Raw genomic sequence first — 13666 nt, 5'->3', positions numbered from 1 at the left:
GTATTACCACATGGATCTCGAACTCAATCACGCCATCGTCCACTGCACCGACAAAGCGGCGGCAGCACGCTTCTTCTCCGCCGTGATCGACGCCGCACCTATGCGTCTCTCGGGGCCGTTCGCCGCCGTGCGGGTCAACGATCGGCTGACGCTCGACTTCTATGACGGGGGTGCCTTCGTCTTCGGTCATTTCGCTTTCCTGGTCAGCGACCGGGATTTCGATGCGATTCTGCGCCGCGTTACGGCAGGTGAGCTGCTGTTCGGATCGGGGCCGTTTACGCGAGACCACGCGATAAATCGCCTGAATGGCGGGCGCGGGGTTTATGTCTGGGACGACGATGGCAACAGCTACGAATTCTTCGCCGCCGATCCGCTGGGATGACAGTAGTCACGCATGCCCGGTTGACGATCGTCGGCCGGCCTAGCCATTTTACTGGCAGCGCCGCAGGTCCGCATCGAGCACCATCGGCCGCCCGCTTCCAGCGTATGCCGGAATGGGCAAACGGCAGCGCCTGGCCTTAGCGGACGCTACGCCAGCGTTGATAAAGTTTTACCGGTTGCACTAAAATATCCTTATCGCGCCAAAGGTTATTCTCATGCACAGGAAAGGTGCGAACATTGTGGAGCGAGAATGATCGACAAAAAGGCCTACAATAGACGAGCTAGTCTAACGATGTATGTGAGCGTTGGAATGTTCGCCTTGTTTCGCGTTGCACTGTTCGTTTTCGATCTGAAGATATCGCCGTTTGATTGCCTGTTGCTTGGGATCGCATTAGCAATCGGCTCATTTATTTGCAATTTCCGTCCGGACCTTGATCTCGCGTTTCAAACTGAGCGTGCCAGAGCCAGTTCTGAGGATGAGTTCACACGATTGTTCAAGTTGGCTGCAGGCGGAGTTTTTCTCGCGGCGCTGTTTGTCAGCGGATTGATTGTTGTCACTCTATACCCGGAGAAAAATCCCGAAGAGGCAAGACTAATAGCTTTCCTTGCGCCGCCGATCATGGCTGCAGTCTCTCCAATGTTCATTGCCATATTCAGACTTCTATCGGATAGCTATCGCAAGATTTAGACATGTCCGCTCTTGGCGCGAAGCGGCTACCACCTCCCCTCGGGTGGGGGCACCTGCTACCGAATTCCGGTTCAGACCCGCAGCGCCAGCTTGCCGATGGTGGAGCGGCCTTCCAATGCCGCGAGCGCCTTTGGTCCGTCGGCAAGTTCGTAGACGGTTGGCTGGACGGGGGACAAGACACCTGCGCCGATAAGCGCGAAGAGTTCGCCCATGACGGCACCGAACATCTGCGGCGCGGCCTGGATCAGTACCCCCATGTTGAAGCCGATAATGTGGACCTGATGCTGATAAACGAGGTCCCAATTGCTGAGCGATGCTTCGCCGGCGGGCAAACCTGTCACGACGACGCGGCCGGTGACGCGTCGCGCCGACGCCAGGCTGGCCTCGACGGTCTCGCCCCCGACCGACTCGATGACGAGATCAGCGCCGGTGTTGCCGGTCAGACGAAGCACTTCGGCGGCGATATCGGCGGTGCGGGAGTCGAGGATGTGATCGGCACCCAGGGACTGCACGATCGCGTGCTTGTCCGATGAGGCCGTCGCAATCACCGTTGCGCCGTAGTGCTTGGCGATCTTGACCGCGGCCTGGCCGGTCGCGCCTGCCGCTGCATGGATCAGCACCGTCTGGCCCTTCTCGATCTGCCCCAGCAGCTTCAGCGCTGCCACTGCCGTCGGCACGTTCACGACCAGGCCAAGCGCCTGCTCGTCCGACCATCCCTTGGGCACCGGTACTGCGGCCATCGCGGCAAGCACCATGTATTCGGCAAAGGCGCCATATCCGACCCCGATCACATGAGCGCCAGGCGCCACCACTGTGACCCCCTCGCCCAGAGCTACGACTTCACCCACCCCCTCGAAACCCGCAATATATGGAGGCTGCGGGCCTCCGCGAAACTTGCCGTAGGCCTGGGAGATGTCGGCCATGTTGATACCACCGGCGGCGACGCGGATGAGGATTTCGCCTCGACCGGGAACCGGCACCGGCGCATCGGTGATCATCCGCAGACCCTGCGGGCCATTGAAGGAAGTCTGCTGTAACGCACGCATGTAGGTGGGGACGCTCATGGGACTGGTCCTTGCTCAAGGTGACAACGAGAATTGTTTGTCGATCGACAAATAAATAAAATGCATAGCGTTCCCACATCCGTCAAGCTATAGTTTGTCGATCGACAAACAAATCGGAGATGAGATGGCGACGCGTGGCAGGCCGCTGACATTTGACCGGGACGTCGCTTTGCGCAGCGCCATGGACCTGTTCTGGGAGCGTGGCTACGAAGGGACCTCCATGAAGGACCTGAGCGAGGCCATGGGAATTGCCTCGGCCAGCATCTATGTGTCCTTCGGAAGCAAGGAGGCCTTGTTCCGCGAAGCCGTCGCCCTCAATGCCGCGACCCAGGGGCAGCCCCCGAGGGCGGCACTTCGCGAGCAGCCCACGGCCTATGAGGCGATACACGCCATGCTGCGCGCCGTGGCCGATACCATCACCATTCCCGGCTCGCCGCGCGGATGCATGCTGGTCCTTGCAGCGCCGACCGGCGCGATAGAAAACCACCCGGTACGAGAGTTTCTGGCCGACATTCGCAGGGCGCAATTCGAGGAGATCAGGCAGCGGCTGGTCAGAGGCGTCCATGATGGCGACCTCCCTGCCTCGACCGACAGCCTGACGGCCATCGCGCGCTACTATACGACAGTGATGCACGGCCTATCGGTGCAGGCGCGCGACGGCGCAAGCCGTGCCGAACTTGAGACAGTCATCACTCTCGCCATGGCCGCCTGGAAGACGCTGGCACCGGATGCTCGCGAACGTCAACAACCGAATTAGGCCGCGGGCAGCGGCTGAAAAGACGGTGGCAGTTGCTTGATCTGCTATGATACACCGCAGCAATGATCAGCAAACACACACATCTCTGGCCCGGTGTCCCCCTTGCTTTGGGCTCTGCGGTTCTGTTCGGTGCGTCTGCGCCGCTATCCAAACTGCTGGTGGGATCGATTGATCCATGGTTGCTGGCGGGTATCTTGTACTTGGGAGCCGGACTTGGTCTCGCCGTCGTTCATTGGGGCCGTCGCCTGATTGGACTTACCGATGTCGAGGCCCCGCTGCAAAAGGCAGACCTCCCTTGGCTCGCCTTTGTCGTGCTGTTCGGGGGGATGCTCGGCCCTCTGTTCTTGATGCTGGGGCTTTCTCATACGTCTGCATCCTCGGGATCGCTGCTCCTCAACCTGGAGGGACTAGCGACCATGGGCATTGCCTGGCTTGTGTTTCGGGAAAATGTCGACAAACGACTACTGCTCGGCGCTGGTGCGATCCTCGCGGGCGCGGTGCTGTTGTCGTGGAACGGTGAAGCCCTGCGGCTTGATGAGGGCAGCCTGTTCATTGCCGCCGCGTGCCTTTCATGGGGCATAGACAATAACCTGACCCGCAAATTGTCGTCGGCGGACCCAGTTCAAATCGCCATGATCAAGGGTGTCGTGGCAGGAAGTAGCAACCTTCTATTGGCATTCATCTTCGGTGCCTCGCTACCCCAAGCTGGCCTTGTTGGAGCGGGCGCATTGGTCGGCTTCTTAGGCGTCGGCGTTAGCCTGGTTATGTTCATGCTTGGGCTTCGTCATCTTGGGACAGCCCGCACGGGAGCCTACTTTTCCTTAGCGCCGTTCATCGGGGCGGTGCTTGCAGTCGTAATTTTCGGCGAGGCCCTGACATTTCAGGTCATTGCGGCAGGTGTTCTCATGGCGATTGGTCTTTGGCTTCATCTGGCCGAACGTCACGACCACGAGCATGAGCATGGGGCGTTGGAACACGAGCACTCGCATGTACATGACGAGCATCACCAACATTCCCATGACGGCCCATTCAGCGAACCGCACTCGCATTGGCATCGCCATGAGCCTCTAAGGCATAAACATCCTCACTACCCCGATCTGCACCATCGCCACTCCCATGAATAGATGGTAAACCATTGACCGCTTCTGGCGCGAAGCGGCCGGCCTCACTTGCGATCAAGGTGGGGCAAGCCTGCAGCAGACGTCCAGCCAACCCTGCCCTGGCCACCCTCGGCGATCTCACCATCGAGCGGTGGGCCTTCTTGCGACAAGTGATATAGTTCAATTTCGGTCGTTTCACCTTAGACGATACGGGAGAGGAATTATTCCATGGGAGACCAAAAGCGTCCGCTGCAACCTGGAGAAACCGCGCCCGCCTTCGCACTCGCCTCGGCCAATTTCGACGGAACGGTCTCTTTCGCCGACTTGAGCGGTCGCCCGTTCTTGATCGGCTTCTTTCGCGGGCTGCACTGCCCGTTCTGCCGGCGTCAGGTAGAACAACTTGCCGGCGTACAGCCCACCCTGCGCGCCGCCGGGGTGGAGACCGTGGCCGTTATCAACACGCCGGTGGAACGCGCCCGCCTGTATTTCCGCCACCGTCCGACGCCGGTAACGCTGCTATGCGATCCGGACTGCCTCACGCATCGGGCCTACGGTGTGCCGCATGCCGAGTTCCTGCCCGAAGGGAGCAGCGAGCAGCCCGAATGGCCTTATAGCGCGACGATGGCGCAGTTCCAGGCGGCACGCATCAACCCCACGGGCGAGCTGCCGGAACCGCTGCACCCGATGGAAGGCAACACGATCCTCAACGCCAAGGACCGCTTCGAGCTTGATGAAGCCGATCATGCGATCTTCGCGAACCACGCGACCCAGCTCGTCGGGCACTTCCTGGTCGATGCGAACGGCACTATCGGCTGGGCACAAATCGAGGCGCTGGACGGACCGAACAGCCTCTCCACGTTCCCGACGGCAGCGGAGATCATCGCCGCCGCGGGCCACCTTGGACGCTAACCTGCAGTCGGGCGAAGCGACCCAATTAGGCCGCCGCCTCGACGCCGTTACTCCAGCGCGGACCGCCGCGGATGGCGTCGATCACGGCGCGAAGCGGCGGCGCCATCTGCCGTTGGGCCGGATAGCAGAGGTAGTAGCCGGGGAAAGGAGCGGACCAGCTCTCGAGCAGCGCGACAAGGCGGCCCTCGGCGATGTGAGGCGCGATCAGTTGCTGGCTGGCGAATGCAACACCCACTCCGTCGACCGCCGCCTGCACCCCGAAGTCCTTCATGTTGGAGATCAGCGGCCCGTCGATTGCGACCTCGAACCACTTGCCGTTTTCCATGAACTCCCATTTGTACGGCGTCTTCTGCCCCGGCCATCGCCAGGCGATGCAGCGATGGGCGAGAAGGTCGCGCGGATGGGCCGGCGTCCCGTGCCGGGCGAGATAATCGGGCGAGGCGACCGCGGTCTGGCGCAGCTCCGGGCCGAGTTTCACCGCAATGAGGTCTTTGTCGATCACCTCCCCGAGGCGGATGGCGACGTCATAGCCTTCGGCCACGATGTCCACGACGGCGTCGTCGAGCGTGACGTCGAGCACGACCTGCGGATAGGCGTCGCTGAAGTCACGCAGGATCGGTCTGAGATAGAGGTCCGCGGCCGCCCGGAAGCAGTGCACCCGCACGGTCCCGGCCGGATCGGCGCGGCGCTCGCGGGTCTCGCCCAGCGCCTCCGCCAGCGCCTCGACGGCGGGCTGCACCCGTTCGAGCAGCCTGGCCCCCGCCTCGGTCAGGGAGACGCTGCGGGTGGTGCGGTTGAACAGGCTGACCCCGAGCTGCTCCTCGAGCCCCCGGACCATCTGGCTGAGCGCCGAGGATGACACGCCGAGATTCTCGGCCGCCCGGCTGAAGTTCAGCGAACCGGCGACGGCCACGAAGGCGCGCAGCTGGTTGAAGTCTCCGGCCGACGGAAGGGAAGGTTTCATGATCGTCCTCAATTGCTTAGCTCAGCTTACAAGGCTGATTAGTGCGTGCGGGCTAATCAATGCCGCCCCCATCCTTATACTCAGCCGGACACCAGAGTTGAAGGGAACCACCATGACGTTGCAGAACACGCCGCCCACAGGAAACATAGATGAATTGGTCGCCTTGGCGAAAACCTACTTCGATGCCGCCTACGCAATGGACGCCGACAAATTCGCGACCATCTTCGACCCCGCGGCCCTGGTCACCAGGCGCGGCGATGGCGACAGCGTGGTGGTGACCCCCGTTGCCGCCTGGCTCGATGCGGTCCGGGCCCTCGCCTCACCGCGGGATGCCGGCAGCATGCGCGCCGACCAGATCCTCTCCATCGCCATGACCCGCGACATGGCGCTGCTCAAGCTCCGTCTGCGGATCCCGCCCCGCGAGGTGACCGACCTGCTGTCGTGCTTTTACCTCAACGGGCGCTGGCAGATCGTCCAGAAGGTGTTCGCCGCCGAGGTTCTGGCCTGAACGATCTGCCATCGATCCGCGTCCCGCCAGGCCCGGGACGTCGGTTGCGGGAGAGTCCCCGGTTTCGCGAATTTTTGCGAATCCGCTTTTAGTGGGTTGACTTAGAGTGCGCTCTAACCGGTAGCTTCCCATGCGTCGTGACGAAAGAAGGGCGTTCATGAAGATTGGCGAACTGGCAAAGCGTTCGGGACTGTCAGCCTACACCATCCGTTATTATGAGCGGATCGGGTTGCTTCCTCATGCCGACAGAGACCGATCGGGCCAACGTGATTACGACGCGTCAATCCTGATCTGGATAGAATTTCTCGACCGTCTCAAATCGACCGGGATGCCTATTCGGGAAATGCTGCACTACGCAGCTCTGCGGGAGCGCGGCGTCGGCACGGAAGCGGAGCGCGGCGCGTTGCTTGAACAGCACCGTGCGCGTGTCCGTGCCCATGTGGCCGAACTGCAAGCCTGCCTTCTCGTCCTCGACACCAAGATTGCCGGATATGCCGGCCAGGAACAGAGGAAAAATGACCATGACGCACCAATCCCCGAAGACAGGCGAAAGCCGGCTGGAACGCGGCAAGCGGGCGCTCGCTGAAATCGACGGCGCGGCCGGCCACAATGTCATCGCGGCTCTGGCGGACATCGCCCCCGACTTTGCAAACTACGTGTTCGAGTTTTCATTTGGCGACATCTACAGCCGCCCTGGCCTCGATCTGCGCGCCCGCGAGATCGCCACGATCGCGGCGCTGACTGCGATGGGAACGGCCACTCCGCAACTGAAGGTACATATAGAAGCGGGGCTGAATGTCGGTCTGACCAAGGACGAAATTACCGAGATTATGATGCAGATGGCCGTTTACGCCGGTTTTCCTGCGGCGCTGAATGGCTTGTTCGCCGCCAAGGAGGTCTTTGCTGCCCGGTTCCCCACGCCTGGTGAGCAGGAGCAATCCATCGAACACCCGTTTTCAAGGTAAACGTTAGGATCGGGGCACCACTGCCGCGAAAGCCTTGGAACAAACCTGCTCGCAAAGGTCGGCTCAAGTGGCCGACCTTTGCGGCGGTCGAATGACCGCTTCGGGTTGCGCGCCCTGAAGCCGATCACGCCTTTCACGACACGACGATCCAGAGCGTCTCGGCCACCCTTTCCCCAGCCCCCAATTGTGTCGTTTTCGCATCACTTTCCGTCAGGTTGTAATTTCCCGCTTGGCAATTGCAAATTCCTTCGCTACATAAAACTCACCGCATCAGATCGAACATCAGGGAGGCGTTGCATGACAGCAGAAATCATCGAAGCCTTCCCATGTGGAATGAACCGACACTAGGTCATTCCCATTCGCGGCCCGCCTTAGGCGCGCGACATGCGGTTTTTTCTTCCTTCATAGCCCGATTGATCTGACGGGATCACTGCGTCTCCCGCCCGGGCTGTGGCCTTTTAACTCTCTATTTTGAGGACCGGTCGCCGCTATGGCGCCGGGCGTTTAAAATGACTCGCAAGAAGCTCGATTTCCGCGCCGATGCCTATCGCCATGTGCTCGGCTTTGTTTTCCATCATTGGACTCATCGGCCTCTCCTGGTCGGCAGCATCATCGTGCTGGTGATCCTGAGCACGCTGGCCGAAGTCATGGTGCCGGTGTTCTCAGGCCAGATTGTCGATGCCATTGCCGGCGGCAATGCGGCCGATGGCGCTCTGCGCGCCTTCGTCGTCGTTGTGGCGCTCGGCCTGACCAGCGTGGCACTCCGCTGGTTCATCTTCAACGGCATCATCAGGCTGACGCTGCGCACCATGGCGGATGTGGTCAATAACGGCTTCCACAAGGTACAGCGTTTCTCCACGGACTGGCATGCCAACAGCTTTGCCGGCTCGACGGTGCGCAAGATCACCCGCGGCATGTGGGCGCTCGATGCGCTGAACGACCTGCTGCTCGTCGCGCTGTTGCCCTCCATCGTCATGCTGGTCGGCGCCAGCATCGTGCTCGGCAGCTACTGGCCGATCATGGGCCTGATCGTCAGCATGGGTTCGCTGATCTATATCGGCGCGACCGTGGCGCTCTCCATGGGCTTCGTGTCGCCGGCGGCAAGGCTTGCCAATGCCTGGGACACCAAGCTCGGCGGGGCGCTCGCCGATGCGATCAGCTGCAACTCCGTGGTCAAGGCTTTTGGGGCCGAAAACCGCGAAGAGCGGCGGCTCGGCCACGTGCTCGCCAGATGGGACAGCCGCACGCGGCGGACATGGAAGCGCGGCAACCTGAGCGGCACGCTCCAGGGCTTCCTGATGGTTTCAATGCAGGCGGGCATCCTGGGAACCGGCCTGATCATGTGGCGGCAGGGGCTGGCGACGCCTGGTGATATCACCTTCGTGCTGGCGATGTTCTTCGTGCTGCAGGGCCATCTGCGTGATGTCGGCCAGGATATCCGCAACCTGCAGCGGGCCGTCAACGACATGGAAGAACTGGTGCTGCTCGACAGGACGCCGCTCGGCATCGAGGACAGGCCGAACGCCACGCCGATCAGGATCGAGAGCGGCGAGATCGTCTTCGATCGCGTCACCTTCCAGTATGGCGCGCATCCCAACCCGCTTTATGAGGACTTCTCGGTCACCATCAAGCCGGGCCAGCGCGTGGGGCTGGTGGGTCATTCGGGCTCGGGCAAGACGACTTTCGTCAAGCTCATCCAGCGCCTCTATGACGTGAATGCGGGCACGATCCGCATCGACGGGCAGGATATCGCGCGCGTCAAGCAAGCAAACCTGCGCAGCCAGATCGCCATCGTGCAGCAAGAGCCCATCCTGTTCCACCGGACGCTCGCGGAAAACATCGCCTATGGCAGGCCGAACGCCTCGCGGCGCGAGATCGAGCAGGCGGCGAAACAGGCAAGCGCCCACGACTTCATCATGGAGCTCCCCAAGGGCTATGAAACCATGGTGGGCGAACGCGGCGTCAAGCTCTCGGGCGGCGAGCGCCAGCGCGTTGCCATCGCCCGCGCCTTCCTGGCCGATACGCCGGTGCTGATCCTCGACGAGGCGACATCGAGCCTCGACAGTGAGAGCGAAGTGCAGATCCAGCAGGCGATGGAGCGCCTGATGGTCGGCCGCACCACCCTCGTCATCGCGCACCGGTTGTCGACGGTGCGGGCGCTGGACCGGCTGCTGGTCTTCGACAAGGGCAACATCGTCGAAGAAGGCGACCACCAGGCGCTGATCCGGCTGAACGACGGCATCTATCGCCGCCTGTTCGAACGCCAGGCGCTGGAACTGACCAAGGGTCTGGTGGCGTAAAGCGAGACGCCAGGGCTGATGCCCTGGCGTTTGACGGCTGACACTGCCATGCGACATCAGAACAGTGTCCTTCACGGGATTTCGCCGTATACGTCTGTCATCCGTCAGGAGGCCCAAAGGGAACGGACAAGCTGGCTTCTTGACTCCCTCATTCCTGTGCCTGTCACAGGAATCCAGCGCGCCCAAGTCCTTGGGCGCGAAAGACTCTTCGGCTTCATTCACGGCGCGGACGCGCCGTGGCTGGATTCCTGTGACATCCCTCGGGCGCAGCCCTGAGGACACAGGAATGAGGGAGCTTGGGGAAATGTTTGCGCTTCCCCGCTGGTATTGCCGACAGGCCACCTGCCACTCGCAAAATCAAGCCGGAACGTAAGTCAACCTGATCACATCCTCATCCATCCGATCGGTAGCCGCCAGGCGCAGCCGCTGCCGGGGACCGGCAAAGAATGGCGTGCCCTGCCCCAGCACGACGGGATGCAGATAGATCTGATACTCATCGATCAAGCCAAGTTCGGTCAGGCTGCGCGCCAGATCCGGGCCGGCAACGCCGATCCCCCCGTCGTGCTCGGCCTTCAACGCACGGATCGCGCCCGCGAGATCACCCTCGACAAGCCTGGCGTTGGGGCCGACGGATTTCAACGTGCGCGACACGACCCATTTCGGCAGCTTCCGCCACGCCGCCGCGAAGGCACGACGATCCGCATCCCATTCAGGATGCTCGTCGTCCCAGTAACGCATGATCTCATACATCTTGCGGCCGTACACGCTGCCCGTCGAGCTCTGAACCTCGTCGATGAAGTGGCGGAAGAGCGTGGGGCCTGGCGCAAACGCCATATGATCGACATAGCCGTCCAGAGACTGGTTCATTCCGAACACGAGTTTAGCCATATGAGCTTTCCTCCGTTAGATGGCATATCCGCGTGAGTCTGATTGCATTATGCAATCAGTTATGAGTGAGATCAACTGGTTTATGTCACGATTGGTTTTTGGAGGACGCCGCCCGCCGGATCGATGAGATTTCCATTGCGGATCCGCAGATCATCCTGCGCCGAGCGGCAACGCCGGGTCGATCGCCCTCGACGACATGGAGGAGGCTACAATGGATCTATGCAGCGAGCTGGGCATGACGCGCGATGACACGATCAGGTTCTCGTCCGGGAGTGGATGGAGAAGAGCACCTATCTGCCGGTGCACGAACTCGATGAGGATGGCGATGTTGATGGATCTGCATGAATGCAGATCCGGGTGAAGCCATCGTCAACGAGGACCGGCGTCCAACTCCGGGAAATTATAGTAGATGCAATCATTGATCCTGAACCACGCCAGCCCACTGCCCATGTCGACCTGCTTAAGCTCCCATTCGAACGTATCATGGCCCTCGTAGCCGTAGATCAGCGCCATTGAGGCCAACTCAGTGATTGGCCCAGGAGGAAACGGGACGCCGTATACTATCGCCTCCTTCTCAGCGAACTTTCCTTTGATGACTTTCTTGATTTCCAAATCCGCTCTAACCAACTGCTTTGGAAAATTATCATCCGCCGCTGTCAAACCAGAAGGGCTGATGGATAGCGATCTGACCCGCGCCTCCACCACGACCTTCGCCTTCGCTAGCAGCTCCTTTTGGCTGGGACATGGCGCCATTGCTGCCGTCTGCCTCAGACCAGTAAATGATAGAACCAATACTGCTGCGCAAAACAATCGCGCGTGCGCGTTAAGCGATGCTTTCAGCATGCTTTCCTTCCTACAAGGGTGCGTGGCTTTCAATCCAATAAGGATAAACGCAAGTCCTCACTTAATGGTGTAGAACTCGGCGTTATCCTGCTCCTCCCGCAGCCCGTACGGGCCGCATGCCGGAGCTTCCCGTCATCCGTCCAGGCCCGGTGTTAGACCCCTCCAAAAGTGGCAATCGGGGACCTCATTGACATCGGTGCGTGATCCTAGCACTGGTAGATGAAGGCGAAAGCTGCAAGTCCCGTTTGAAAATGGGCCTGCAAAGCCTTGGGGAATACATGTCTTTTTTGAATTTGCCTTGGGACATTGGCCTAATTCCGATTGTGATAACAGTTTGGGCTGCGTACGCGTGCGGTATCGCTGTGGCAAAGCAAAGGCCAACTAGCGGCGATGCGTTTTTAGCTGCTTTAATGTTTCCGATCGGTCTGATCGCGATTGTGTATCAGCTGTTTCTTTCGGATCGCAATTTGAATGTTATGTTAATTACAATTCAGCCAATGGCAAGTATTGGCTTTTTTATTATAATGCACGCTAGTGGATGGCGGAGAGCCGAAAGTCCTGACGGAAAAGAATCTCCTGATGTCATAAAAAAGTTTAAGATATTAGTTTTTTCTTTTATTTTATACAATATATTTATTTTGAACTTTCACGGCGATGATCGCTGCAAAATAGCTAAATGCTTCGCTCTGGAGTTGAGCCTAGGAAGGATAGATCAGCCTTTTTCTAGGCTGTACTTGGAAGGTGCTTTTGGAGCGCTTGTCTTGATGGGAATATTGCCTATTCTTTTTAAGAGGCCTTTGAAATTTATTCGCGACCGATTTCCTATTAAATAGGTAAGCAGTGCGTTGGGTGATCTTTTTTAAAAAGCCCAACGAGCGGGGAAGCATTTTTAAGCGCTCTACTTCTTCCGAGACGCCCAGACACAAGTTCCGATTCATTTGGTGACGATCAGCTCTTTTTTGACGATATTTTCTGCTTTGGATCTGATGTGAATTATCAAACACAGTGTCGGTTGTGGACGGTAGCAGCCGGCCGATGATTGGAGAAGAATACGTATCTGCCGGTTCATGATCTCAATGAAGACAGCGGAGCGGATGGGACGGCTTGACCAAGATGGAGCAATTTCATCCAAGCATGGTAGCGGATTTGGATGAGGGGGTACCTCGAATGTCAGTCTTGCTCAGAAGCTTATTGCTACTGGCCGGAATAACTTTAGCGGTGCCAGCCTTTGGCAATTGCTTAACCGCCAATGAGACCAAACAGGGCGTGCTGCTGACCAGAGAAGTGCCCTTCCTTTCCGTATTCTACAAGCCGGACGGTCCGGGTCTCACCGAACAAAAGCTGGTGCAGCGTAACCATTCACTGCAGCCGGTGTCGGCTGTATATCTGCACCCCTTGCTCGTCGAAAAGAGAGTTGGTCCCAACGGGACGCATGAGCTGAAATACGCGAATGCGATTGCGTTAGACGATCTGCCACAGAAGAAGAACTGGCAATCCGACACGACGCTTTTCCTCAATGGCAAAAAATCCGTTTCGGGCACGACTTCTATTAGGTTCGATGGCTTGGGAGAGGAAACTATTTCATCTTGTTCCTACAAAGTTTGGGCCATCAACAGCCGTCTGCAACTGACGGGATTGCCTCCGATTATTTTCGAACAATACTATTCCCCCGAGCTTCATCTCGTTCTCCGTTCGGTAAGGCTAGGCCCCTCCAACCAGCCGTTGAGCGAGGTTCGATTTGATCGGTTGCAAATTGGCTGGGGCAACTAGGGGGACATCGTGTCCCCTTTATCGTCTTAGAAAGTCCGCTGGGGCCACTCTCCCTGCCTATCACTCCGTCGTCCCGAGTCGATGGCGACCATCTGGATGAGCTTGGCCATGTCAGTAACCGGTGTTACACTCCCACGTTGCTCTAGCCGCCCTAACCTGTGATCGCCCATCCATGGACGAGCAGCGGGAGTTTCTCCATGGAGAGTACATTGGAAGTTCTCGCGACCAGGAGGTCTGGACGTGAGGTTCATCGGCACTGGCCGGACGAGGTCAAGGCGCAGACTGCAGTCGGCCCGTTGCGGACATCGCCTGGGACGGTAGAGTGACTATCAAATTTGAGGGCAGATAGATTGCGTCAGACAATTACGCTTAATGTCGACCCGTACCTTTCCGATGAACAGTGGTAAGCGCGATTTTCCCCGCACCTTCTGCAATTGAGTGAGCTCTGGCATGAGGTGTCCACCAAAAAAGGTGGACACCAAGTGATGGAAGAAGGTCAAAAACTTGCCGTGCGGCTGGTCGGTCGGAA

At 59.1% G+C, this 13666-nt stretch carries 16 protein-coding genes and 1 pseudogene; 12 read left to right on the top strand and 5 right to left on the bottom strand.

Annotated features, from left to right (window positions below; translation table 11 throughout):
• The first annotated feature begins 10 nt into the window (after positions 1–10).
• On the top strand, positions 11–382 hold the full coding sequence (locus EFD55_RS28415; protein ID WP_125849762.1) for a VOC family protein: 372 nt from the start codon (positions 11–13) through the stop codon (positions 380–382).
• A gap of 249 nt (positions 383–631) precedes the next feature.
• Entirely contained in the window at positions 632–1069 is a 438-nt protein-coding gene (locus EFD55_RS28410) for a hypothetical protein (RefSeq protein ID WP_125849760.1), read from the top strand.
• Between the two features lie 71 nt (positions 1070–1140).
• Here EFD55_RS28410 and EFD55_RS28405 read toward each other — a convergent pair whose 3' ends face one another.
• Positions 1141–2133 (bottom strand): NADPH:quinone oxidoreductase family protein, encoded by a 993-nt coding sequence (locus EFD55_RS28405; protein ID WP_125849759.1) that lies wholly within the window; start codon positions 2131–2133, stop codon positions 1141–1143.
• A gap of 124 nt (positions 2134–2257) precedes the next feature.
• On the opposite strand from EFD55_RS28405, the gene EFD55_RS28400 reads away from it, so the two are divergent.
• The 3 genes from EFD55_RS28400 (at position 2258) to EFD55_RS28390 (ending at position 4899) form a co-directional block, all read left to right on the top strand.
• Positions 2258–2890: a TetR/AcrR family transcriptional regulator gene (locus EFD55_RS28400; RefSeq protein WP_125849757.1), complete on the top strand. Its 633-nt coding sequence runs from the start codon at positions 2258–2260 to the stop codon at positions 2888–2890.
• Positions 2891–2952: 62 nt separating this feature from the next.
• Positions 2953–4014: a DMT family transporter gene (locus tag EFD55_RS28395; RefSeq protein WP_125849755.1), complete on the top strand. Its 1062-nt coding sequence runs from the start codon at positions 2953–2955 to the stop codon at positions 4012–4014.
• Positions 4015–4218: 204 nt separating this feature from the next.
• The gene (locus tag EFD55_RS28390; protein ID WP_125849753.1) at positions 4219–4899 is read left to right on the top strand and encodes a redoxin domain-containing protein; all 681 of its coding nucleotides are present in this window, start codon (positions 4219–4221) and stop codon (positions 4897–4899) included.
• Positions 4900–4924: 25 nt separating this feature from the next.
• Here the strand turns inward: EFD55_RS28390 and EFD55_RS28385 are convergent, their stop codons facing one another.
• Complete coding sequence (locus tag EFD55_RS28385; RefSeq protein ID WP_125849751.1) at positions 4925–5863, bottom strand: LysR family transcriptional regulator; 939 nt, start codon at positions 5861–5863, stop codon at positions 4925–4927.
• A 112-nt stretch (positions 5864–5975) separates the two neighbouring features.
• Here EFD55_RS28385 and EFD55_RS28380 point away from each other — a divergent pair, with 112 nt between their 5' ends.
• The 4 genes from EFD55_RS28380 (at position 5976) to EFD55_RS28365 (ending at position 9636) form a co-directional block, all read left to right on the top strand.
• Complete coding sequence (locus EFD55_RS28380) at positions 5976–6371, top strand: nuclear transport factor 2 family protein (protein ID WP_125849749.1); 396 nt, start codon at positions 5976–5978, stop codon at positions 6369–6371.
• Positions 6372–6528: 157 nt separating this feature from the next.
• Positions 6529–6957: a MerR family transcriptional regulator gene (locus EFD55_RS28375; protein WP_125849895.1), complete on the top strand. Its 429-nt coding sequence runs from the start codon at positions 6529–6531 to the stop codon at positions 6955–6957.
• Positions 6893–7336, top strand: a complete 444-nt coding sequence (locus EFD55_RS28370) for a carboxymuconolactone decarboxylase family protein (RefSeq protein ID WP_125849897.1) — start codon at positions 6893–6895, stop codon at positions 7334–7336. Before EFD55_RS28375 ends, EFD55_RS28370 begins: the two co-directional genes overlap by 65 nt.
• A gap of 509 nt (positions 7337–7845) precedes the next feature.
• A complete protein-coding gene (locus tag EFD55_RS28365) occupies positions 7846–9636 on the top strand; it encodes an ABC transporter ATP-binding protein (protein ID WP_125849747.1) in 1791 nt (596 codons plus the stop codon).
• A gap of 357 nt (positions 9637–9993) precedes the next feature.
• Here EFD55_RS28365 and EFD55_RS28360 read toward each other — a convergent pair whose 3' ends face one another.
• Complete coding sequence (locus EFD55_RS28360) at positions 9994–10524, bottom strand: dihydrofolate reductase family protein (protein ID WP_125849745.1); 531 nt, start codon at positions 10522–10524, stop codon at positions 9994–9996.
• 98 nt (positions 10525–10622) lie between these two features.
• On the opposite strand from EFD55_RS28360, the pseudogene EFD55_RS33930 reads away from it, so the two are divergent.
• Positions 10623–10869, top strand: a pseudogene (locus tag EFD55_RS33930) (CopG family transcriptional regulator).
• A gap of 24 nt (positions 10870–10893) precedes the next feature.
• Here EFD55_RS33930 and EFD55_RS28350 read toward each other — a convergent pair.
• Positions 10894–11367 (bottom strand): hypothetical protein, encoded by a 474-nt coding sequence (locus tag EFD55_RS28350; protein WP_245438598.1) that lies wholly within the window; start codon positions 11365–11367, stop codon positions 10894–10896.
• A 278-nt stretch (positions 11368–11645) separates the two neighbouring features.
• On the opposite strand from EFD55_RS28350, the gene EFD55_RS28345 reads away from it, so the two are divergent.
• Positions 11646–12200 (top strand): hypothetical protein, encoded by a 555-nt coding sequence (locus EFD55_RS28345; protein WP_131588580.1) that lies wholly within the window; start codon positions 11646–11648, stop codon positions 12198–12200.
• A gap of 334 nt (positions 12201–12534) precedes the next feature.
• The gene (locus EFD55_RS28340) at positions 12535–13137 is read left to right on the top strand and encodes a hypothetical protein (RefSeq protein WP_125849891.1); all 603 of its coding nucleotides are present in this window, start codon (positions 12535–12537) and stop codon (positions 13135–13137) included.
• 329 nt (positions 13138–13466) lie between these two features.
• On the opposite strand, the gene EFD55_RS33520 is transcribed toward EFD55_RS28340, so the two are convergent.
• Positions 13467–13666, bottom strand: a 200-nt coding sequence (locus EFD55_RS33520; protein WP_208653553.1) for a hypothetical protein, incomplete at its 5' end; no start/stop codon positions are given.

The sequence above is a fragment of the Rhizobium pisi genome, from assembly GCF_003938655.1.
GTDB classification, from domain to species: Bacteria; Pseudomonadota; Alphaproteobacteria; order Rhizobiales; family Rhizobiaceae; genus Rhizobium; species Rhizobium pisi.
The sequence above is the reverse complement of the archived record's forward strand: the minus strand, read 5'-3'. Positions and strand labels throughout refer to the sequence as shown.